Below are 23,262 nucleotides of genomic sequence, written 5' to 3' on the forward strand. Positions count from 1 at the left end.
ATGCTCCGCCTTCTGGCTACAGTGCTCACGGGTGCCTGCCTCACTATTCAGTCCTCCCAGGCCTTTTTATCCGAGGGCCCGAACGGCCCGCTGGTAATACGCCAGGGCGGCACGTACAGCGGCACCTTTATCAGTACCGATGCCAGCCGGCCCTGCGTGCGGATTCTTACCCGCGAGCCGGTGCTGTTGCGCAATAGCTACCTGAAAGGCAGCGGCCATTTGATTGAAGCCGCGCCCGGCGCCTGGCTTACGGTGGAAAACTGCTATGGGAAGGGCATGTTGACCCAAATTCCAGAAACCGCCCGGGGCCATTTTCTGGTGGCCGAAGGCGCCCGTATGCTGCGCATTGAGCATTGCACTATGGAGCAGACCACAGGCATTTACGTGCTACGCTGGGGCGGCGAAGGCACCCCGGAAGAAACCCTGACCGTGCGCTATAACCGCTCCCGCAACATTGATGGCCGTTACTGGAACGGGGGGCGCACCCGCGCCAGCTGGCTGAGCCTGGATAAGGTGTGGCACGTACCCGGCATCGAAATAGCCTGGAACCAGGTGATTAATGAACCCGACAGCTCCCTGGTGGAAGACAACATCAATTTCTTTAACTCCTCTGGTACCCCGGAAAAGCCTATTCGGGTGCATAACAACTACATTCAGGGGGCTTATCCTTACCCGGCCACCAGCAAGGAGTATTCCGGCTCTGGCATTATGATGGATGGCCACGGTACTACCGCCGAAACTACTACCGCTTATGTGCAGGCCTACGGCAACCAGGTGATAAACACCTGCAACGCGGGCATGAGCATTGCAGCCGGCCACGATATCCGCTACTTCCGGAACCGCGTGGTGCACAGCGCCCGGCTACCCGATGGCCGCTACCTGCCTTCTACGTTTGCCGGGCTGGCTATCTTTAATCATTACAATATGGACTCCTCGGTTTTCAACCGGCACAGCATAGACCATAACGTGGTAGGTTACAACAACCAGAATTATAGCGCCCCCATGCCCGGCCGGCAGGATGAGCATCGCCATGCCTGCGCCAGCTGCACTAGCCAGCAGCATCTTCCCAACCCCATTACCCTCCGTACCGAGCAGCTGGAATGGCGCCTGTGGAAACGCAAGCTGCGACGCCACCAGGTAAAAGTGGGGGCTAACCTGACCCGGCCACTCCAGCCGGCCAACGTGCTGGCCCGGCGCTGATTGCGTAAAAATGTAAAAAATCTTCCTCAGGGAAGATTTTTTTATACCCCTGGCAGCAAATCAGTTAACTCAAAAAATCACATTACGGCTTATATAAGCAGATTACGATATCTATTTTCTATTCCATCTTACTTTAGTACTATATACATAATTTTGGCGTAGGCTATCGAGGCATTTTATCTTTTGTACATTTGTAATGAATCACGGTATCAGATATATGACTTTTACAAGCTCACATCTGATCTGCTTTTTCAAAATCGGTGCATAGTTCGCTGAAAGGGGGATTTGAATTGCACCGGAGTGAGAAGCGAGGAGACAGATGCTTCAAGAAGTATGCTGTCGGAGAGAGTTGAATCGTGCTGCTGAAAACCTGCTTCAACAGGTAATTAACAACTTTTTTAGTTTACTACTCCGTTCTTCTGCGCAGAAGAACGGCCACCAGGAGCCTGGGGCTTGCGCACCACCAGGCGAGAACAGAAACGAACATCAGGTTGTTTTGGCCAGTGCCTGCCGCTGACTATCAATTGCACAAAAATGATCTAGACTTATAAGCCCAATTGAAATATAAGCGGGTTTAGCAGTCATTCATTTCCCTGTTTTTCATTTTTTACAAAACACAGAATGCAAAAAACCTCTGGAAACTGGTTTGGGTACGCCTACAACACAACATCCTCTGGTGCACGCTTTCTGCCGCTGTTGGCGTTCGTGCTGTTGGTATTAGGGTTTGGTCCGGCTACATTCCGGGCTGCTGCGCAAGCACCCAACGTGACCTATCAAGGTCCTATTACGATTTCAAAAGGCGGTACATACACGGGCAACTACCGTAGTACCGATTCTAATACGCCGGCCATTAAGATTGCCACTTCCGAGCCGGTTATTCTGGATGGCTGTATCATTGCCAGTGCCGGCGACCATATTTCGGCTGTCAATGGTGGTGCTGTACTTACGGTTCGCAACTGCAAAAGCTATGGCCTCACGCCTAGCCAGGATAATATCCGTCGCGGCCGCTTCTTGGCTACGCACGCCGCTAAGTCGGTTCGGGTAGAAAACAACTATCTGGAGCAAACCACGGGCATTACCATTCACCAATGGACGGGTGATGGTTCGCCTTCTCAGACCCTGACGATCCTGCGCAACCAGGTGCGGAACATTGACTCCCGCTACCGCAACGGTGGTGGTACCAAAGCCAACTTTGTAGGAATGGATAAGGTTACCAACATCGGTAACATTGAAATTGCCTGGAATGAGGTAGTAAACACCCCTAATAACTCGCTGGTAGAAGATAATATCAACTTCTATAGCTCGGGCGGAGTATCGGGGGCCTGGGCCAAAGTGCACGACAACTACATTCAGGGAGCCTATCCATATCCGGCTACGGGTACGTCTTTCTATGGCACGGGCATGATTACGGACGGCCTGAAGGATGGCGCTCTGCCAGCTTTCATCGAGTCTTTCAACAACCAGTTTGTCAGCATCTGCAACGGTGGTATGAACCTGGCCGCCGGCCACGACATTTACTACCACCACAACCGTATTGTAACGGCAGCGCTGATGCCGGATGGCACGACCAAGCTCCCCGCAGCTTACTCCGGAGTGGCCATCTTCAACTACAACAATCTCTCGAGCAGCGTTTTCTACAACCACAGAGTAGATAACAATACCATTGGCTACGTGAAGTGGGGCTACAACCGCCCTTATGCTAACCGTAACGATGAGGCCGACTACGGCCTGCAGATTGCCACCAACACCCAGCACATGCCTAACCCCATTACGCTGGACACGGAGAAGAATGAGTGGACCATCTGGCAGAATAAGCTGAGCAGCAACAACGTTAAAATTGGTGTTGGCGGCAGCGGCGGCGGTACTACCACTACCCCCCCTACTACCACCACAAACAAGGTGCCTACGGTAAGCCTCACATCATCTTCTACCTCTCCGGCAGTAAACACGGCCGTCAAGCTGACGGCTTCCGCTTCGGATGCGGATGGTACGGTGAGCAAAGTGGAGTTCTTCTCGGGCTCGACGAAGCTGGGCGAGGATACCTCTTCTCCTTACGAGTTGAGCTGGACGCCTACGGCTTCGGGCTCGGTGAGCCTGACGGCGAAAGCCACGGACAATGCGGGTGGCACGGCTACTTCAGCGGCGGTGAGTGTAAGCGTACAGGCTGCTACCAGCACCACGCCTCCTCCTACCACTACGCCGGTAGCCGGTACCTTCTACCGGGCTATTGACCTGAACGGAGCTGCTTCGACCATTGATGGTAAGAACTGGGAAGGCAACGCCGCCCCCAACTACTCCATGAACGGCACGCTGCATAATAGCACAACGGTAGCGCTGATTCCGAGCACAGATGCCACTCGCACGGCCATGATTCGCTCTTCGAAGTATACCAACGCGGTAGACTTTAAGATGAGCAGCATAGCAAACGGCAGCTACCAGGTGTATCTGTACGTGTGGGAAGACAATAACTCGGAAACCTTTAGTGTGCAGGTAGAAGGCCAGTCCGTGCAGACGGGCATTGTCTCCGGCAGCGCCGGTACCTGGAAAAAGCTGGGGCCATACGCCGCCAACATCACCGACGGCGTGCTGAACGTGACCACTACGGGCGGTACGGTAAACCTTTCGGGTGTGGAAGTATGGGCTGGTTCAACCACCACTACGACCACAGCTAACAAAGCTCCTTCGGTAAGCCTGACGGCTTCGAACACGGCTCCTACGGTAAATACGGCTATCAAGCTGACGGCTTCGGCTTCAGATGCTGATGGTACGGTGAGCAAAGTAGAGTTCTTCTCAGGTTCTACCAAGCTGGGCGAGGACACCTCTTCTCCTTACGAGCTGAGCTGGACGCCTACCGCAACCGGCACCTTCAGCCTCACGGCCAAGGCTACGGATAACAGCGCCGCCGCTACTACTTCGGGTGCCGTAAGCGTATCGGTGAAAGCCGCTACTACGACCACGACGCCTACGACGACCACCGCCTTCTACCGGGCCATTGACCTGAACGGAGCTGCCTCCACCATTGATGGCAAGAGCTGGGAAGGCAACGCCGCCCCCAACTACTCCATGAACGGCACGCTGCACAACAAGACCACCGTGGCCTTGATTCCGAGCACGGACGCCGCCCGCACGGCCATGATCCGGTCCTCGAAGTATACCAATACGGTAGACTTTAAGATGACGAGCATGACCAACGGCAGCTACCAGGTGTATCTGTACGTGTGGGAGGATAACTACTCCGAAACATTTAGTGTGCAGGTAGAAGGCCAGTCCGTACAGACGGGCATTGTCTCCGGCAGCGCCGGTACCTGGAAGAAGCTGGGGCCATATGCGGCTAACATCACCGATGGCGTGCTGAACGTGACCACCACCGGTGGCACCGTCAACCTCTCCGGTGTGGAAGTATACAAGCAAACCACTACGGCCAGCATCTTCACCCCGGCCGCGGGTTCCCTGAACGTGGCTTCGGCCCCGGCCAGCGTGTATCCCACGCCAATGGCTGGTGGTCTGGTGCAGCTGCCCGCCTTCACGGCTACGGCAGTGGTAGTACCAGCGCTGAATGCCCGTCAGTGGGCGCTGGCTCCTAAAATTGCCTAATCCTTCCTAACTACAGGTGGTACCTGCACCACTTGCCCTACTTGAAAAGCCCGGTCCATATGGATCGGGCTTTTCTGTTTTCCATTAATCCTTGCCCTGAGCATCTCAAAAATGCAGCACATATTTTTTCATTTTAAACACAATTTCAAATAAATATTTTCATAGATTATATTGACATTATCATTTTAAATACAATTATTTGTAAACATAGTTCTAACAATGGGCTATTCAGCATTGCTTTCACTTTTGATTAGTTCTACTTATGAAAAGAGCCCTTATCACCGGCATTACCGGGCAGGACGGTGCTTACCTCGCGGAGCTGCTGCTGGAAAAAGGATACGAGGTACACGGTATTAAGCGGCGCACCTCCCTTTTCAATACCGACCGTATCGACCACTTATATCAGGATCCGCACGAGACGGACATCCGCTTCCGCCTGCACTACGGCGACCTGACTGACTCCACTAACCTGATCCGCATCATCCAGGAAGTGCAGCCCGATGAGATTTACAACCTCGGGGCCATGTCGCACGTGAAGGTGTCCTTTGATACGCCCGAGTATACCGCCGATGTGGACGGGCTGGGCACGCTCCGCGTGCTGGAGGCCGTGCGCATTCTGGGCCTCACGCAGAAAACGCGCATCTATCAGGCCTCCACTTCGGAGCTGTACGGACTGGTGCAGCAGGTGCCGCAAAGCGAAACTACCCCCTTCTACCCCCGCTCGCCCTACGCCGTGGCCAAGCTCTATGGCTACTGGATTACAGTGAACTACCGCGAGGCCTACGGCATGTATGCCTGTAACGGCATCCTGTTCAACCATGAGTCGCCGCTGCGGGGCGAGACGTTTGTGACGCGCAAAATCACGCGCGGCGTGGCCCGCATTGCCCTGGGCCTGCAGCCCAAAATCTATCTTGGCAACCTGGACGCCAAGCGCGACTGGGGCCATGCCAAAGACTATGTGGAAGCCATGTGGCGCATTCTGCAGCAGGACACCCCCGATGACTTTGTGATTGCCACTGGCGTGACCACCACCGTGCGCGAGTTTGTGCGGCTGGCGTTTGCGGAGCTGGGCATTGAAATTGGCTTTCAGGGCGAGGCCGAAAAGGAAACCGCCACGGTGGTGCAGTGCACCAACCCCGACTACCAGCTGCTGCCCGGGCAGGAGGTGGTAGCCATCGACCCCGCTTATTTCCGGCCCACGGAGGTAGAGTTGCTGATTGGCGATGCTACCCGGGCCCGCACCCGCCTGGGCTGGGTTCCCCAGTACGACCTGCCGGCCCTGGTCAGCGACATGGTACAGGCCGATGTGCAGCTGTTCCGGCGCGATGCCGTGCTCCTGGAAGCTGGCCACCGCATCCTCAATTACTATGAATAGGCCCTTTTGACTTTCCTCTCCCCGCGCATGGAAAAAAACGCTAAGATTTATGTAGCCGGACACCGCGGTATGGTAGGCGCAGCGGTGGTGCGCCTGCTGCGGCACGAAGGCTTTACCAACCTGATAACGCGCACTTCCCAGGAGCTGGATTTGCGCAACCAGGCCGCCGTGGAGGAGTTCTTCGCCCGGGAGCGGCCCGACTATGTGTGGCTGGCCGCCGCCAAAGTGGGCGGAATCCACGCTAACAACACCTACCGCGCCGATTTTCTCTATGATAATCTGCTGATTGAGGCCAACGTTATCCATGCCAGCTACCGGCAGGGCGTGCGCAAGCTGCTGTACCTGGGCTCCTCCTGCATTTACCCCAAAATGGCTCCGCAGCCTATCAAAGAGGAGTATTTGCTCACGGGCCCGCTGGAGGCCACCAATGAGCCCTACGCCATTGCCAAAATAGCCGGCCTCAAGCTCTGCGAAGCCTACCGCACTCAGTATGGCTGCCGGTTTATTACGGTAATGCCCACCAACCTCTACGGCCCCCACGATAACTACGACCCTGAAAACTCCCATGTGGCGGCCGCGCTGCTGCGCAAGTTCAGCGAGGCGGCGGCCACCGGGCAGCCCAGCGTGGAAGTATGGGGCACCGGCACGCCCCGCCGCGAGTTCCTGCACGTGGATGACCTGGCCAGCGCCTGCCTGCACCTGATGCAGCACTACGATGGCGCCGAGCCCGTGAACATCGGCACCGGCGAGGACCTCAGTATCCGGGAGCTAGCGGAGATGATTGCCGAGCTAAGCGGCTACCACGGCCAGCTGGTATTCAACCCTGCCCGCCCCGATGGTACCCCACGCAAGCTACTGGACGTTAGCCGCCTGCATGCCCTGGGCTGGCACCACCGCATTGAGTTGCGCGAGGGCCTGCGCCAGGTAATAGCCGCCGCCGACTGGAAGCGGGAAGCGCCTCAGCCGGCAACCATTTTAGCCTGATTAACTGCTTTCTGATCCTGCCTTCTTTGTCTCTCTTACCTTTTTTCTAATGGGCTCATGCACAATTTAGTAGTCCGGGCGGGGCGAAAGGCCGGCCGCTTTTTGCGCGAAGTAGTTCCCTACCAGCTGCACTACCGGCCCACGGGCGTGCACCCCAGCAGCCAGGAGCTGGCCGCCTGCCCCGGCAGCCAGGTGGCTTACTATGAAATCTTGCCGGCTGGCACTTCCCACGTGCACGTGCCCGAGGACTTTTACCAGCAGGCCTCCGATTTTGGGGGCCTCTACAGCAAGCCCAACCGCACGGAAAAAGTACCCGCTGCCGCCGTGGTGGTCCTGAAAAACGGCCGCATCTACGCCGATAACCCCAATAGCGTGGCGGTGCTGGCGGCCGATGGCGGCCTGATGGGCGACATATCCTTTCAATACACCAAAAAGGAATGGGACCTGCTGGATGCTGCCCGCAACAACATCTTTCAGCAGCGCTTTTTCCAGGAGCCCCTGGAAGTAGCTGGCTCGGTTTGCAGCCTGCTCTCGGGTGGGGGCGCGGCTAATGGCAACTATTACCATTGGATCATCGACTCCCTGCCCCGCCTGCACCTGGTGCGCGAGGCCGGCCTGCTCAGCAGCATCGACTACTTTCTGGTGTATGATAAGTCCTTGCCGTTTGTGGCGCAAACCACGCAGCAAATGGGTATCCGGCCCGAGCAGCTGCTGGATGTAAAATCGCACCCCCATGTGCGGGCCCGGCAGCTGGTAGTTACCACCGCCGTGCGCGGCACCCTCACCCATACGCCCATCTGGGCCTGCGAATTCCTGCGGGATGTGCTCCTGCCCCCTCCCCCGATTGATCGTCCTTTTGGCTCCTACATTTATATCAGCCGCCGCGACGCCGCCTTCCGCCACGTACTGAATGAGCCCGAGCTGGAAGCCATGCTGCGGCCTTATGGCTTCGAAACCCACGTGCTTACCCCCTACACGCAGGCCGAGAAAATTGCGCTTTTCGCGCGGGCCAAAGTAATAGTGGCCCCGGTGGGCGCGGGCTTGGCCAATATCGTCTTCAGCTCGCCCGGCACGCAGCTTATTGAGCTGTTCCCGAAGAATTTTGTGGTGGCCGATTTTTTGGAGCTAAGTGCCCGGCTCGATATCGGCTACCAGCATTTGGTATGCCCCTCGCCTCACGCCAGCCATACCCGCTTAGCCGCCAATGCCGACCACCTGCTGGTAGATCTGCCCGCCCTGCGCCGCCAGGTAGAGCACGCCATGCTGGAACACTTTACTTCGGCCCCCGTCACCCAGGCCGGCTACTAAGTGCGGGCGGCCTCCTTCTTTAGTTGTTCTACCGCCATGTTTACTGCCTCTCCCGCCGCTATTGCCTCCCCGCCGGCGCCCTCTGCTGAGAAGGACGCGCAGGCTCCCGTGACGCTTTCCATCGTAACCTGGAACAGCGCCGACTCCATTGAGGCCTGCCTGCTCTCCGTGCTGGCCCAGACGCACCGTAACTTTGAGCTGTGGGTAGTGGACAATGCTTCTGCTGATGATACTTGCGCTATTGTAGCCTCGCTGGCCGAAACCGATAAGCGCATCAAGCTGCACCGCCTGGACACCAATACCGGCTTTTGCGGCGGCCACAACTACACTCTCAACCGCACCAGCTCCGAGGCCGTGCTGCTGGTAAACCCGGACACCGACCTTGCCCCCGATTACCTGGAGCGCGCCCTGGCCGCCCTGCAAAAAGATGAGCGTATTGGTGTAGTATGCGGCCTGCTGCTGCAAAGCCCGGAAGAAGATGCCCGTATTGACAGCGCCGGCATGCAGGCCCTGCCAGATGGCCGCTTTGCCCTGCGTTTGCACGGGGTGCGCCAGAGCCAGGCCGGACCGCTGGCCCCACGATATGTAGACGGCGCCGATGGTGCCCTGCCTTTGTACCGTCGGCGTTTTATTGATGATTTACGGGTAGAAGGCGAGTTTTTCGACCCTCGCTTTTTTGCGCACAAAGAAGACTGGGACGTGGCCTGGCGGGGAAAACTGCTGGGCTGGCGCACGCTATTTGAACCTGCCTGCCGGGCCATTCATCCGCGGCAGTTTCAGCCTACCAACCTGCGCGTGCGCCTGCGCATGAGCCGGAAGGTGCGGGCTAATGCGGTTCGTAATCAGTGGATTATGCTCATCAAAAATACGCCCCGCAAGCAGGTATGGCAGATGGTAACGCGGGCCCTTCCCCGGCAGCTGGCTATTCTGGCCTATATGCTGGTGGCCGAACGGACATCCTTAAGCGCCTTGCGCTACGTGTGGCAGCACCGCAAAGAAATCTTGATTTCCCGCCAGCTCATCCAAAGCCGGGCCCGGGAAGGCTGGGCACCCGTTGCCGCTGCTGGGTAGCAGTTGGGTACGCCTTTTGCAGCTTCTCATTCCGACCGTTTAGAAGGGCACAGTACGCTCTGTCAAGCCTGTCTGTTTTCCCATACCATTTTGGCTTTTCTTTCACCAAAAAACACCTTTACCACCGTGCCCACTTTATTTCAGGGTAGCACGAGCGGCAAAGGTGTTTTGAGTGATACTGGTATCTAACACAGCCTGCCTAGAAGGTACCGGAAGGCAACAGCTGCTCCTGGTGCTGGGCAGCACTGGCAACCTTAGGAAGCGGCCTGTGCCATGTTTTGTGCTGGTTCGTTGAGGGCTTCGCTGATTGTCAAAGGAAAACGAGCTTCCTGTTCCCGGCGCAGCTTATCAATTAAACGGCCGGTGGGCAGTTCTACATCATCATATGTTAACACCTGATCCTGAGGCACATCATGGCGCAGACGGCAGCCTTCGGCTACGCCCAGGGGCAGCAGGTTTTGCTGGTGGGCCACCTCGTAGTTTTCTGCCAGGCCATAGGTATGGTAATGCCCGATGCCATCCAGCACCTGGCCCGCGAAGAGCGGCACTTTGGCCGCGGTAATTACCTCCACCGTGGGGCGGCCCAGCGGCGCCAGCGCGGCATCCTGAAACAGCACGGCCCGGGCTACGGTGGTGGGCGTCTCGAAATGGCAGAGGTGATAGGGCGTGTAGAAGCAGTACAGCGGGCCGGGGCCCAGCTTATAGAGCTTGAGGTAATGCTGCTGCACAGGGTCGTCGTGGGTACCCAGCACGAACACGCCGGGGCCGGGCTCGGCGCCCACCACATAGTCTACAATGCCGGGGCCGCCATCCAACAGCTGCTCATGTGGGTACCATTCGGCGGCTTTGCTGATGGGCGTGCCAGTGGGTACGGTGGGCCCGTACATGCCCCGTTGGGCTACGCGCATGCCCGTGGCATTGGCAATGCAGGCCTGCTCAAAGCTGATTTTGCTGCCATCGGCAAAGCTGGTGACCATGCTGGGGTTCTGGCCCCATTGCCGGGCAAAGCCTTCCTGGGTGGTGGGGTTACGGTAGGGGTCGTGCAGGCCTTTTATGTTGCCGCACAGCACGGGTTTCACGCCCAGTCCTTTTACAAATCGCACCAGGTTTAAAGTCACGCCCGGCTGGTCGCCATCAGAAACAGAGTAGATAACGCCGGCCTCATCCGCATAGGCTTTCAGAATAGCCCCTACGGTACCATCCAGCTCGGCATTCAGTAGAATCAGGTGCTTGCGGTGCCCGATGGCCTCCAGGGCCACGTGCGCCCCGTGCTCTACGGCGCCCGTTACTTCAATAATAGCGTCAATTCCTTCGGCGCGGCATAGCAGCAGGGCATCATCCGTCACGGCGGGTACGCCCTGGCGGATGCATTCTTCCAGCTGCGCCACCGAGGCCACTTCCCGCACGGGGCCGGTGCCGGCCGCCAGGTAGGCCTGCCGGGCTTTGTCTACGGAGCGGTTGGCAATAGCCACCAGCTCCATACCCGGCACGTAGCGGCAGATTTGCAGCGCCACCCCGCGGCCCATAAACCCGGCGCCCACCATGGCCACCCGAATAGGATTCCGGGCCTGAGCCCGTTTTTGCAACGCAGTATCCACTAAAATCATATCCTACAAAGCATGAAAGGGTGAACGGCCGAGCTACTATTCAGCGGCGCTACTGAGATATTAGAAGCTGAAAATCAGGATGACTGCTATCCTTGGCGGAAACTACACTGGGCTGGAAAGGCCACTTGATGGCAATGGAGGGGTCGTTCCAGCGCAGGCCGCGCTCGGCACCCGGCGCGTACTTGGCCGATACCTGGTAGAACACATCGGAATTATCGACCAGCGTGAGGAAGCCGTGCGCAAACCGCTCGGGCACCAGCAGCATCCGGAAGCTGTCGGCGGTGAGCTCCACGCCCAGCCACTGCCCGTAGGTGGGCGACTCCTCCCGCAGATCCACAATCACATCGTACACGGCGCCGCGGGTGCAGCGCACCAGCTTGGTTTCCTCATGCGGCGGCAGCTGGTAGTGCATGCCGCGCAACGTACCCCGGCGCGGGTTAGAGCTTACATTGGCCTGCAGCGGAGGATATAAAATGCCGTGCTCCCGAAATTCATCCTCACACCACGACCGGGCAAAAAATCCTCGCTCATCGCTCATTCGCTCCACATCAATGATGTAAGCCCCAGATAGTTCAGTCTCAGTAAAAATCATAACATCATATGGTTTAGGGAAAAGGAAGAGAGACACGGAGGATAAAAAGGGCAAGCAGGAAGCGGACTAGATTACCTCGGCGGGCACGGGAGCAGCCACCGGGGCCGGGGCCCAATACAGCGTATCGGTCAGCTGCTGGCTTTCGCGCAGGTCGGTGAGCACACGCAGACGCATAAGGCGGGAGGAGCGGAATTCAGGGTCGCGGAAGCCCATGGAAAGCAGGCCGTCACGCAGTTCGGCAATGGTATCGGCCAAATGATGCTGGGGTTGATGCTCGGGGGCCAGGGCGCGGAACAGGCTGAAATCGACGCGGTAGGAACGCTTGTCCGGTGGGGCATCGGCGTTGAGCTCTACGGCAGTGCCGGGCAGGGCGTGGGCCACGGCCTGGGCCAGGTCACGCACCTGGTAGTTCCATTCGTCGGAGCCGGCATTGATGGCCAGGAAGGCGCCACCCAGCACGGCGGGGCGCTGCACGGCCCACTCAATGGCGCGGGCCATATCCAGCACGTGTATCAAGGGGCGCCAGGGAGTGCCGTCGCTCAGAATGCTGATGCGGCCGCCCGCCACGGCGCCGGCCACAAAGTCGTTGAGCACCAGGTCCAGCCGGAGCCGGTCGCTCCAACCGCAGGCGGTGGCAAAGCGCAGGCAGGTTACCCGGAACGTATCATCGGCCAGCGGGGCCAGGTCCTGCTCACTGAGCACCTTGGAGCGGGCGTAGGCCGTGAGCGGATTGAGCGAGGAGGTCTCGGTTTTGGCTCCCTCGCCCCCGGCGCCATACATGCTGCAGCTGCTGGCAAACACGAAAGAGTGCACGCCGGCCGCCTTGGCCTGGCGGGCAATTTCGATGCCGGCGCGGTGGTTTACTTCCAGCGTTACTTCCTCAAAGGCTTTGCCCATGGGGTCGTTGGAAATGGCGGAGAGGTGCACCACGGCATCCACACCCTGCAGCAGCCCGGCCGGAAAGCGGCGCACATCGCCAAAGACTTGCCGGTTGAGGCGGGTTTCGGGCAGCCGGGTGGCGCCCGTGAGGCAGTGCGCAAAGAAACCAGTATCGTAGCCAATGAGCTCGGCCTGCGGAAAGCGCTGCCGCAGCTGGCGCACCACGCCCGGCCCCACATAGCCCATATTACCGGTAATGAGAATACGATTCATAGCAAGCAGGTTGGTTGAAAGACAAGCATTAAATAATCCATAATTATCTAATAATCAATTGATAAACACCAATATCAAACAGGCATAGTTGAAGTATCAAAGGCAGCAAAATCCTTTGTAAATATCCTTAAGACAGTAGCTTACAGGTGGGTCAGTCCACGGGAATGATGGTGGGGTTGGCTACCCGCTCGCCCTGGGGCGCCTGCACCGGAGCGGCCAGAATTTCGGCCAGTACGGGGTCGGGGGTAGCGGGCTCAGGGGCATCGGGCCATACTTTCCAGCGAGCCTCACCTTTGGTCCAGAGCTCGTCCAGCAGGTTCCGGTCGCGGAGGGTATCCATGGGTTGCCAGAAACCCTGGTGGCGGTAGGCTGATAGCTGGCCGCTGGCCGCGAGGCGCTCCAGCGGGTCTTTCTCCCACACGGTATTGTCGCTCTCAATGTAGTCGAGCACGCCGGGCTCCAGCACGAAGAAGCCGCCGTTTATCCAGGGGGTGGCTTCGCCTTCGGGCTTTTCGGTAAAGCTGCCCACGGTGCCTTCGCCCTCACTTAAGTTGAACACTCCAAAGCGGCCGGGCTGGCGCACGGCCGTGAGCGTGGCCAGCGTGCCCTGCTCCCGGTGAAAGCGCACGGCGGCCCGGATATCCACGTCGCCCACCCCGTCGCCGTAGGTCATGCAGAAGGGCTCGTTGGGGTTGAGATGCTCGCGCACGCGGCGCAAGCGGCCGCCGGTCATGGTTTTCTCGCCGGTATCTACCAGCGTCACCGTCCAGGGCTCGGCGTGGTTGCGGTGCACCTGCATTTCGTTGCGGTCCATCCGGAAGGTGACATCAGAGTTGCGCAGGAAATAATCGGCAAAGTATTGCTTGATCATGTACCCCTTATAGCCGCAACAGATGACAAAGTCGCGGATGCCGTGGTGGGCATATATCTTCATGATGTGCCAGAGAATGGGCCGCCCTCCTACCTCTACCATGGGCTTGGGCCGAATGCCGCTTTCTTCGCTGATGCGGGTACCGTAGCCCCCGGCTAATATCACTGCTTTCATAGGACAGGCACTGTTAACGGGCAATGAAGAACAGACTACAAGACAAGGGAAGATGAACCGCGCCACGCTTTGTTGAGGTGGGTACAAGTTGCATGAATGTAGTAATTATTATAATAATGTCAATATAAATTATGAATAATTTTTATATAAATCATACATATAATTAATAAAGTACAGACACAGCAAAACCTCTCACCCTTCGGGGTTAGCCTCTTGAGAGAAGAATAAGTTATAAGGGCGTTAGTCGGCCGCTAAGGGCGGCCGGCTGGCTAACCGGGTAAGCAGACGACCCGCTACCAGGTAAACAAAGCGGGTATTGGTAGTGAGGTAGCGCCGCCACAGGCGCCGGGGTTCCAGCCACAGCCGGTAGGCCCATTCCAGCCAGAGCCGCCGGGCCCACGGGGGAAGGCGCCGCTCCAGCCCGGCATATACCATGAAGGCCTGCCCTACGCCCAGCATACAGGCGGCTATCCGGCCCTTATGCTCGGCCATCCAGCGCTCCTGGCGCGGGCAGCCCAGGGCCACAAAAACCAAATCAGCACCACTAGCATTGATGGCGGCTACATCGGCCTCATCCTCGGCGGGAGTAAGCGGGCGGAAAGGCGGCGACAGCGTGCCGGCAATGCGGAGAGCAGGCAGCTCGTGCTGGGCACGGGCCACAATAGCGGCCAGCACGGCGGGCGTAGTACCGTAGAAAAACACGGATTTGCCCTGTTCCGCCGCGGCCGCCAGCAGTTGCGGCAACAGATCCATGCCGGCTACGCGGGGCTGCTTACTACCGCCAAACCAACGCACGCTGGCCGCCACGGGGCTGCCATCGGGAGCTACTAGGGCCGCCTGGTTTACTATCAGGCGAAACTGGGGGTGGCGGTGCGCTTCTACTACCATGTGCACGTTGGCAAAGCACACGTACTCCGATGCCCGCCGGGCAGCCAGCGTCAGAATGCTGTCGACAAACTGTTCCGTAGTTCCTGTCGAAATCCAGGTGTCCAGCACCAGCTGTTTGGGCAGCATGTTAGTATTGCAGATGAATGAATTGCTGAAAGACCGGGCAGCGGCATAGTTAGCTCCGGAGGACTGAGGTAGGATAGATCAGAGGGATCCCGACCCTGGCCAGCGCAGCAGTCAAGCCGCTTTGCTACTCTTAATAGGCGTTCTTCTCCCCTTTCACCATGTTCCAGACGGTGCGGCCAATGATTTTCATATCCAGGCCAAACGACCAGTTTTCCATGTATTGCAGGTCGTACTCCACGCGCTTTTCCATGGCCTGGGGGGCGCGGGTTTCGCCGCGGTAGCCGTTTACCTGCGCGTACCCCGTAATGCCCGGCGTTACGGCGTGGCGCATGTGGTACGTGGTAATGTACTTGGAGTATTCTTCCAGCTGGCTGATCATGTTGGGCCGGGGCCCTACTACCGACATATGCCCCAGCAGCACGTTGAAAAACTGGGGCAGCTCGTCCAGGTTGTACTTGCGCAGGTAGCGGCCCACGCGGGTAACGCGGGGGTCCTGGTGGGTGGCCTGCAGCTCCGGGTGTGGGTGGTCGGCGCGCATGGTGCGCAGCTTGTAGCATGGAAACAGCTGGTTGCGCTTGCCCGGGCGCATCTGCTTAAAGAATACGGGGCCCGGCGAGTCCAGCTTAATGAGCAGCGCCAGCACGGGCAGCAGCACCGGGAAAATGCCCACAATCACAAACAGGGAAAAGCCAATGTCGAAGAGGCGCTTCAGCGTTTGGTTGTAGCGAATGCCCAGGGGCTGGCTGCGAATGGTGAGAATGGGCAGATGATCATAGAAATACACATTTACCTCTTTGTGCACCGTGCCACAGAAATCCGGGATGATGCGGAAGGTCAGGAAATGCTCATCGGCAAATTGGGAAAGCTCCTCAATAAGGTGCCGCTGATCCATGGGCAGCGTGAAATAGAGCGTATCAATCTGGGCGCGCAGGCAGTAGTCCTTCAGGTTCTGCAGGGGGCCGCGCACTAGGGGCCGCAAACCGGCGGCTACGGGTTCATCGGCAAAAAAGCCCATAAACTCGTCGCCAATAGGGTCATGGGAAAACAGAAACCGATACAGTTCCTGACCGGAGTCGCCGGCCCCTACAATGACGTAGCGGCTATGCGGCCGGGATATCACCTTATGGTAGGTGCGGTAGAGGAAGGTGAGCAGAAAGCGCATGCTAACCACCCCAATTACTGAGAAGGCATAAACGGTAAATAAGTACCGCAGCGGCACCCAGTAAATCTGCAGCAGCAAAGCGCCCAGCAACACCACTGCGGCATGCAGCAAAAAGGTGCGCAGCAGGTACAGCAGCTTCTCCCGATAGGTAATGAGCTTGTCTACGCGGTAGATGTTGGCGTATTGCCCGGAGAGAATCCACCAGAGCATGCCAAAGATGACGAACAGCAACGGGGAATACCCTTCAAAGCTCCAACTGGCATACAGAAACCAGCTCGTGATACGGAAGGCCGCAAAAATGACCAACACGTCCACAATAGGAAATACTATGCGGGAGCCGTCTGAATAGTGTCTATAACGTTCCATAAAACTTCCTCACAGCTGCCAGTTACACTTTAGGGGACACCCGAAGTACGGAATAATTTATGCTTTAATCAATATTTATTATAACATTTTATTAACATACGTCAAAAATATTTAAGATAATTCATACAAAAATATAATTTACAATGGTTTACTGATAGGTATTATGTTGCGAAGGAGGCTTTCCAAGGACCTTTTGGTTATTTCCATGGTCCGTTCTTTAGTTCAGCTCATCCCGCTTGTATTCACCCGTCGGGTTTGACAACCCGAGAACCGTTCTATATGCGTGAGCGAGGTCATGGTGGCTCGCAAAAAAGTAACATCACGGGCCCAATCTGAGTAAGCAACAGAGGAAACACTCTTATTTCCTGCTACTTCTCTTTCTCGTATGGGTCCTCATTTCCTTTTCGCCACCGGTATTGAAAACAGCAACCCCACCATTCAGAACGGCACGTTGCGCGTGGATGAGATGGAGAAATGCGGGCATTATCAGAACTGGCAAAAAGACTTTGAGCTGGTGCAGGAAATGGGCATCCATTTTCTGCGCTACGGCCCGCCCATTTACAAGACGTGGCTGGGTCCCGGGAAGTATGACTGGTCCTTTGCCGACGAAACTTTCCAGGATCTGCTGCGGCGCAACATCTCACCTATTGTAGATCTGTGCCACTTTGGGCTGCCCGACTGGCTGGGAAATTTTCAGAACCCCGATTTCCCGGCGCTTTTTGAGCAGTATGCCCGGGCCTTTGCCAAGCGCTTTCCCTGGGTGCAGCTTTACACGCCCGTCAATGAGATGTTCGTCTGCGCGGAGTTTTCCGGTTTGTTTGGGTGGTGGAATGAGCAGCTCACCACCCACTATGGCTTTGTTACCGCCCTCAAGCACATTGTGAAGGCCAACCTACTGGCCATGCGGGCCATTCTGGAGGTGCGCGCCGATGCCATTTTCATTCAGAGCGAATCATCGGAATACTTCCACGCCGAAAACCCGGCCGCTATTCGCCCGGCCGAGATGATGAATGCGCGCCGCTTTTTGTCCCTGGATCTTAACTACGGCCGCCGGGTAGAGTCAGAAATGTATGAGTATCTGATGGATAACGGCATGACCCGGGACGAGTATCACTACTTCATGCACAACAAGATGAAGCATCATTGCATCATGGGCAATGACTATTACAAGACCAACGAGCACCGCGTATCCTCCGACGGCAGCACCCGGCCGGCCGGCGAAGTTTTCGGCTACCACGTCATTACCACGCAGTACCACGACCGTTACCGCCTGCCGGTAATGCATACCGAAACCAACTTGGCCCAGGGCTCTACGGGCGAAGAAGCCGTGAACTGGCTCTGGAAGGAATGGGCCAATGTGCTCCGCGTGCGCAACGACGGGGTGCCCATTGTGGGCTTCACCTGGTACTCTCTCACCGACCAGGTAGACTGGGACACGGCCCTGCGTAAGAATCATGGCAATGTAAACCCGCTGGGGCTTTACGACCTGGACCGCAACATCCGGCCCGTAGGAAAGGCTTATAAGCAGCTGATTAAGGACTGGCGGCAGGTGCTACCCACCCACAGCATGTGCCTGCAATTGCCCATTGTAATGCCCCGGGAAAGCAGCCGGATATGGGCTATACAACAGGAAGCGGAAGCCAAGAAAAACAGCGCCGATGCCTCCACGGCCCAGGCCAACACGCCGCGGGTCTAGTACCTGCCAACTCTCTCTCCTATGATGAAAGCCAGATTTCAGGATAAAGTAGCCATCATTACCGGCGGGGCCAGTGGCATTGGCCTGGCGGCCGCCAAACGCCTGGCCAGCGAGGGCGCCCGAATTGTTTTAGCCGACTACAAACAGACTAACCTAGACGCCGCGGTGCCGGCCGTGACGGACGCCGGGGCCCCTGCGGTCTGGGGCAGCCTGTGCAACGTGGCCGTTGAAGCTGAGGTAGAAGCCACTGTAGCAGGCACGCTGGAACGCTTCGGGCGGCTGGATGTAATAGTGAATAATGCGGGGCTGATGCAGTTTAAACCCCTGGAAGAGCTAACAGGGGAAGATTGGCTGCGGATCCTGAACGTAGATTTGCTGGGTGCCTTCTATTTTACCAAGCAGGCGTTTATGCACATGGCTCCCGGCGGTAACATTGTAAACGTATCCAGCATACACGCCGTGGAAACCAGCCCGTTGGTGGCACCTTATGCCGCGGCAAAGGCAGCTTTGTTGTCGCTCACCCGTTCGGCCTCCCTGGAAGGCAAGCCCAAAGGAATTCGCACCAACGTTATTCTGCCCGGCGCCATCGACACGCCCATGCTCTGGGATAATCCCAACATAAAAAGCGGGGTGGAATGCATCGATAAAGCCAATGTGGGCCAGCCCGAAGACGTGGCGGCTACAATTGCCTATCTGGCTTCTGATGATGCCCACTTCGTGCAGGGCGCCGAAGTGCGCATTGATGGCGGCCGCCTTACCCGGCTCTAAATTCTTAAGTCTGGCGACTTACTCGCCTCATTATAACTCACCCACTTTGCAGAGGGTTTCCCCATAATAATCAACAACTTATATCAAAGGCATATGCGCAACCAGAATAAGACAATCCGGCGAGAAAAAGCATCTGGGCCTCCCGAGCAAAGTATTACCCTAATTCACATCCGCTTAACAAAAGCCTTAGCGGGCTTGGTGCTGCTTATGCTGTGTATGGTTAGCTGCCAAAGTAGTCCGGAGGCAGTTCAAGTACCAGCTTCGCCCGCCTCCATGCCTAAGCCGGATGTAAGCAGCGCATTGCCAGTAGATACTGCCTCACCGGCCAGAGTCGCGGAAAAGAAGCAGTCCGTGGCCCTTACCTCCAATGCCTTGCAATTAGTAGATCAGCAAACAGGCTCTACTAAAGAAATACCGCTTGGCATGCCATTAGAGCAAATGGTTCCTCTCTTGAATAAGGTATTCTCCCGGAAAGTATCGAATGTGGGGGTGAATTCAGAATGCGGAGTGGGCCCCTTAAAAATGGCTTCCTGGAGCAACGGCTTAACAGTAGCCTTCCAGCAAAAAAAGGGTGGTGATTGGCTGTTTGCCGGGTGGTCTGTCGGAGCTCCTGCCAGCAACTCTCATAAACCAACAACGATGGCGGGAATTGGCATTGGCTCAACCCGGGCTGAGTTGGAAAGCGCTTATGTAATAAAAGGGATAAAGACCAGCCTAGGGCAGGAATTCTCCACTTCTGCCGGCCTCTATGGAATCCTTGACCGTACAGGACCTAAGGCCAGAATTACCAGTATGTGGAGCGGGGTGAGCTGTGTTTTCAGGTAACTGCCCTATCTATAAAACGAATAGCCAGCAGATTAACCTATCTGCTGGAGCAAAGGAACTGCGGTAAGCTGTTCCAGTCTATCCTTTTGGAGGGAGTACTAAATAAGCAACTGTTGACGCAGGGGCTGCCAGTTATATAAAATTCCCGGATAATGCTGGGAACTCCGGAACCGGCGCCGACGCTGCGTTTTCAGTTGAATTAACGCACAATAAAACCCTTGGCTTCCCAGGCTTTCACATTGTGCGTGCGTACGAAACGGGTTTCAATATGCCCCCAGGCATCCTGCTTGTACATTACGGTTTTGCCCTGTTCCCGCGTGTGCATTATCTGTAAATGCTCGGCATGAGAGAGGGTGGCAACAGGAGCAGATTCTTGGGGCTTCCGCGTCCGGGTACGTTTGGTTGGTTGTGTCATAATGGATATAACGCAAACTACGAAAAAAAAGAGCCCGTCTGCTAGGTGCAAACGGGCTCTTTTTTAAATATAAAGTAAAAGTGAAGGCTTTATTGGGTTGGGCCTGAATCTATTCGAGATTCAATGGTACTTTGTACAGTACTGGACACGGCGGAGAGTAAATTATAACCGGTAGCCTGCTCAATGGCATCCACGCTGGTGCGGTAGCTGCCCCAGCTTGTGCTCAGGCCATTGTCGTTGGGCGTATCCACGGCAATGACGCGCGTGCTGGAACTCACCCGTGCGGCGTCGCCCGTGCCATTGGGCAGCACCACAATAACTTTCCAGATGCGGTTGGGCACCGTTACGCGCCCGCTGTTGATGGTGGTGAAGTAGCCGGCCGAGCCCGTGCCGCCTTTCCCGTATTGCCCCATGATGATGTAGAGCTCATTGCCTTGTCCGGCCAGGGTGCGGCAGTAGTTCTCCAGGCTGGCCCAGGTCTGCTGGTTGTTGCGTGGGGCCTGCGGTATCATGTTGCTCATCAGGAAGGTGGCCGAGTTGTCGCTGATGGAGCCGGTGCGGTCGGCGGAGGGGCAGTTGTGGCCCCGATCGAAGCCCGAGCCGGAGTAGCTGGAAGCCAATACCTGATACCAGCCGGCGGGCAGCGTGTTATCGGCCCGGAAGTCGTCCTGGCGGGCGGCAGAACCCAGCCAGGCCGAGCTCAGGTGCCAGCTCACCCAGTTGGGCGTGCCCCGGTCGCGGTGGTAGCTCAGTGTGTATTGGGGCTTCACCAGCAGGTAGTTCCAATATTGAGCAGCGTCCGTGATGGCGCCGCTGGGGTTGCCCAGGGCTAAGTTGCCGTCCCGCGTGGCCGTTGCCGCACTGGTTTGGGCGGTAGTAGTAGGCTGAGGAGCTACCAGTTCCTCTTTGGAACAGGAAAAGGCCAGCGTGCCCAGCAGTGCCAGGCTGGTCATTCGGAAAAGATTCTGCTTCATACAGGTTAGTTTGGGGTGGTGAGATAGAGAAGAGCAAAGATGCAGCAGCAGAAAAGCCGGTACGTTACCGGAAGATTACCATTGCCCTTGCTTTCTTACAATTTTATCACCCCATATAATTATGGACATTCTCAGATAAGCCCAAATTATATACAGCTTGAACCACCGGTTTCAGACGTGAATCTTATATAGTTCTGGTTATGAAAGCATTTACACTTAGAGAAACAGACTCTTCAGGCTACTGCCCAGTTCTATGCGCTTATTCAAAACGCAAAAATTAACCAAATACATAAAAGGCATAGCCCACCGTGCAGCTGGCTGAGGACGGACTAATGCATTGTCCGTAACTCGTTCCGCGCTTGTTGTTTTTGCGCAGGACGAAAAAACAAAAGGTACAGCCCGATAACCCAGCCAATGGAGCCTAACCAGCCAGCCACCACATCGGAAGGATAGTGAGCCCCCAAGTACACCCGTGCTAACCCAATAACACCGGCCCAAAAGGCCCCGATGATCAGGACCTGCCAGCGCCAGCGCGTGGGCCACAGCAATACGCAGAGTGCCGTGGCCAGAGCAGCCGCAAACATGGCATGGCCACTGGGAAACGAGAAGCGCATGGCGGGCACAGGCGGCTCCTCCACCAGCGGAATCCATTCCAGAGGCCGGATGCGGGCCGTCAGCGCTTTACTCCACAGGTTCAATAGCCAGGCCCCGGCCATGGCAGTTGCCATCAGCACCGCCCGCCACCGGGCGCCAACCAGCAAGTGCCCTCCTACTATGGCCAAGGTCAGAGCGCCCATAGCCCCCGTACCACCCAAATGCGAGAGAAACACGGCCTGATTATCCAGCGCCGGGTGACGGTGGGCCTGTAGCCAGTCCAGAATGATATGATCCCACGCAAACCCCTCCCCTTTCCAGACATCCTCCGCCAGATCAATAAAGAGCATCCAAGGCACCAGCAGGCCAAGCACATACAGGCCAATCACGGTCTGATGACGCCGTAGCCAGTGTTTTACTTTCTCTAATATTTGCGGAGAAGTCACTGCCAGTATTGAAAAAGCCGGTGCTGCCTAATATGCTACCGCGCAGCCCGGAGCTTATAATTAACCAGGATTAGGGGGCCAACGTTCACGGATTTTGAGTTGCTTATGGTTCAACGCTTTTATCATCTCTCCCGCTTGCTTGAATAAAGAATCACGCAGAAGAACAAATAAATATTTTTATTAGATAATATTTATGAAGTTTTTCAGGCATCCATGCACACCGATTAAACTACTTCTATATTTTCATTGATGGAAATGATCGATTTGCTTTCCCGGATCCAGACATTGGGCTATGCTCTGGATAAAGCGGCAGACGCAGCAGATACAGGGCGCAACAGCCCGCTGGAACAGGCCCGCGCTTTTCTGTTCACGCATCTGGCCCAGGAGCCGGTCCGCCCCCATCGGGCTGATGATGTGCTAGAGCTATTGGCTCCCTCGCCCCACAACCATTTAAACTGGGAGCAGCAGCGGGCGCTGGTGCTGGAGGGTCTGGCTATTCTGCGACAGGTGTTCCTGCGCAAAGCGCCCCTTAGCTATTCTACTTAACCTGCTACCAATAATACAAGCAGTTAGCTCTTTCCCTGCCAGGTGCTCTAGGTGCTAATGGACAGCTCATACGGCGTCCGTCACACTACTTCTATTCAAATCCTAACCAGATCCACGTTATGCGAGTTTTTGCCTTCCTGCTGGTCCTGCTATTCCTAGGTTTTGCCGCCGTACAATACAACGACCCCGACCCTTACCTCTGGATTCCGATTTACCTTTTTCCGGCTGTTATATCGGCCGTGATTTTTACCGGCCGGCGAGTACCACCCCTGCTACTGGCATTGGGGGCCATTGTCTTTTTGGTGTTTTCCTATTTTCAGTGGCCCGCACACTGGGAAGGAGTAGCGCTGAAAAATGGCATGAAAGACATCAATATTGAAGAAGGCCGCGAGGCGCTGGGATTGATAATTTGCGCAGCCGCTTTGTTGCTCTATTGGGTATACCTGACTAGGTTTAAAGTAAAAGCCCCTGAACACGTTGCCCATTAAGTATTGGCTCTTATTCCAGGCAAAAAAACCTCAGCTTATT

At 56.4% G+C, this 23,262-nt stretch carries 20 protein-coding genes; 11 read left to right on the plus strand and 9 right to left on the minus strand.

The window, feature by feature from the left end:
- From AM218_RS08605 to AM218_RS08630, 6 genes are all read left to right on the plus strand, one after another.
- Entirely contained in the window at positions 1–1,200 is a 1,200-nt protein-coding gene (locus AM218_RS08605; RefSeq protein ID WP_157547588.1) for a glycosyl hydrolase, read from the plus strand.
- Positions 1,201–1,821: 621 nt separating this feature from the next.
- Positions 1,822–4,794 (plus strand): Ig-like domain-containing protein, encoded by a 2,973-nt coding sequence (locus tag AM218_RS08610; RefSeq protein ID WP_157547589.1) that lies wholly within the window; start codon positions 1,822–1,824, stop codon positions 4,792–4,794.
- A 262-nt stretch (positions 4,795–5,056) separates the two neighbouring features.
- On the plus strand, positions 5,057–6,169 hold the full coding sequence (gene gmd / locus AM218_RS08615; RefSeq protein ID WP_054413500.1) for a GDP-mannose 4,6-dehydratase: 1,113 nt from the start codon (positions 5,057–5,059) through the stop codon (positions 6,167–6,169).
- Positions 6,170–6,196: 27 nt separating this feature from the next.
- Positions 6,197–7,153: a GDP-L-fucose synthase family protein gene (locus AM218_RS08620; protein ID WP_054413501.1), complete on the plus strand. Its 957-nt coding sequence runs from the start codon at positions 6,197–6,199 to the stop codon at positions 7,151–7,153.
- Between the two features lie 57 nt (positions 7,154–7,210).
- Positions 7,211–8,461, plus strand: a complete 1,251-nt coding sequence (locus tag AM218_RS08625; RefSeq protein ID WP_082318142.1) for a glycosyltransferase family 61 protein — start codon at positions 7,211–7,213, stop codon at positions 8,459–8,461.
- A gap of 36 nt (positions 8,462–8,497) precedes the next feature.
- Positions 8,498–9,532, plus strand: coding sequence for a glycosyltransferase family 2 protein (locus AM218_RS08630; protein ID WP_054413503.1), 1,035 nt, complete (start codon positions 8,498–8,500; stop codon positions 9,530–9,532).
- A 254-nt stretch (positions 9,533–9,786) separates the two neighbouring features.
- On the opposite strand, the gene AM218_RS08635 is transcribed toward AM218_RS08630, so the two are convergent.
- From AM218_RS08635 to AM218_RS08660, 6 genes are all read right to left on the minus strand, one after another.
- Positions 9,787–11,139 carry an NAD(P)H-dependent oxidoreductase gene (locus AM218_RS08635; RefSeq protein ID WP_054413504.1) on the minus strand — a complete coding sequence of 451 codons (1,353 nt, stop codon included), beginning with the start codon at positions 11,137–11,139 and terminating at the stop codon, positions 9,787–9,789.
- Between the two features lie 49 nt (positions 11,140–11,188).
- Positions 11,189–11,731 (minus strand): dTDP-4-dehydrorhamnose 3,5-epimerase, encoded by a 543-nt coding sequence (rfbC, locus tag AM218_RS08640; RefSeq protein ID WP_054413505.1) that lies wholly within the window; start codon positions 11,729–11,731, stop codon positions 11,189–11,191.
- A gap of 66 nt (positions 11,732–11,797) precedes the next feature.
- Positions 11,798–12,883 (minus strand): NAD-dependent epimerase/dehydratase family protein, encoded by a 1,086-nt coding sequence (locus AM218_RS08645; protein WP_054413506.1) that lies wholly within the window; start codon positions 12,881–12,883, stop codon positions 11,798–11,800.
- A gap of 151 nt (positions 12,884–13,034) precedes the next feature.
- Positions 13,035–13,928, minus strand: coding sequence for a glucose-1-phosphate cytidylyltransferase (gene rfbF / locus AM218_RS08650; protein ID WP_082318143.1), 894 nt, complete (start codon positions 13,926–13,928; stop codon positions 13,035–13,037).
- A 240-nt stretch (positions 13,929–14,168) separates the two neighbouring features.
- Positions 14,169–14,942 carry a WecB/TagA/CpsF family glycosyltransferase gene (locus AM218_RS08655; RefSeq protein WP_054413507.1) on the minus strand — a complete coding sequence of 258 codons (774 nt, stop codon included), beginning with the start codon at positions 14,940–14,942 and terminating at the stop codon, positions 14,169–14,171.
- A 130-nt stretch (positions 14,943–15,072) separates the two neighbouring features.
- Positions 15,073–16,470 (minus strand): exopolysaccharide biosynthesis polyprenyl glycosylphosphotransferase, encoded by a 1,398-nt coding sequence (locus AM218_RS08660; protein WP_071843739.1) that lies wholly within the window; start codon positions 16,468–16,470, stop codon positions 15,073–15,075.
- Between the two features lie 385 nt (positions 16,471–16,855).
- Between AM218_RS08660 and AM218_RS08665 the strand changes: the two genes are divergently transcribed.
- The 3 genes from AM218_RS08665 to AM218_RS08675 all read left to right on the plus strand — a co-directional run bounded on the left by AM218_RS08665 (position 16,856) and on the right by AM218_RS08675 (position 19,759).
- Positions 16,856–18,166 carry a family 1 glycosylhydrolase gene (locus tag AM218_RS08665; protein ID WP_054413508.1) on the plus strand — a complete coding sequence of 437 codons (1,311 nt, stop codon included), beginning with the start codon at positions 16,856–16,858 and terminating at the stop codon, positions 18,164–18,166.
- Positions 18,167–18,187: 21 nt separating this feature from the next.
- Positions 18,188–18,934 carry an SDR family NAD(P)-dependent oxidoreductase gene (locus AM218_RS08670; protein WP_054413509.1) on the plus strand — a complete coding sequence of 249 codons (747 nt, stop codon included), beginning with the start codon at positions 18,188–18,190 and terminating at the stop codon, positions 18,932–18,934.
- A gap of 93 nt (positions 18,935–19,027) precedes the next feature.
- Positions 19,028–19,759 (plus strand): hypothetical protein, encoded by a 732-nt coding sequence (locus AM218_RS08675; RefSeq protein ID WP_157547590.1) that lies wholly within the window; start codon positions 19,028–19,030, stop codon positions 19,757–19,759.
- A gap of 199 nt (positions 19,760–19,958) precedes the next feature.
- On the opposite strand, the gene AM218_RS16755 is transcribed toward AM218_RS08675, so the two are convergent.
- The 3 genes from AM218_RS16755 to AM218_RS08685 form a co-directional block, all read right to left on the minus strand.
- Positions 19,959–20,174 carry a hypothetical protein gene (locus AM218_RS16755; RefSeq protein WP_157547591.1) on the minus strand — a complete coding sequence of 72 codons (216 nt, stop codon included), beginning with the start codon at positions 20,172–20,174 and terminating at the stop codon, positions 19,959–19,961.
- 89 nt (positions 20,175–20,263) lie between these two features.
- Positions 20,264–21,148 (minus strand): DNA/RNA non-specific endonuclease, encoded by an 885-nt coding sequence (locus AM218_RS08680; protein WP_054413511.1) that lies wholly within the window; start codon positions 21,146–21,148, stop codon positions 20,264–20,266.
- Between the two features lie 329 nt (positions 21,149–21,477).
- Positions 21,478–22,188: a phosphatase PAP2 family protein gene (locus AM218_RS08685; RefSeq protein ID WP_157547592.1), complete on the minus strand. Its 711-nt coding sequence runs from the start codon at positions 22,186–22,188 to the stop codon at positions 21,478–21,480.
- Between the two features lie 255 nt (positions 22,189–22,443).
- Here AM218_RS08685 and AM218_RS08690 point away from each other — a divergent pair, with 255 nt between their 5' ends.
- Both AM218_RS08690 and AM218_RS08695 read left to right on the plus strand, forming a co-directional pair.
- Entirely contained in the window at positions 22,444–22,734 is a 291-nt protein-coding gene (locus AM218_RS08690) for a hypothetical protein (protein WP_157547593.1), read from the plus strand.
- Between the two features lie 119 nt (positions 22,735–22,853).
- On the plus strand, positions 22,854–23,222 hold the full coding sequence (locus AM218_RS08695; RefSeq protein WP_054413514.1) for a transmembrane 220 family protein: 369 nt from the start codon (positions 22,854–22,856) through the stop codon (positions 23,220–23,222).
- Positions 23,223–23,262: the final 40 nt, after the last annotated feature.

It is taken from the genome of Hymenobacter sp. DG25A, assembly GCF_001280305.1.
Taxonomy (GTDB): Bacteria; Bacteroidota; Bacteroidia; order Cytophagales; family Hymenobacteraceae; genus Hymenobacter.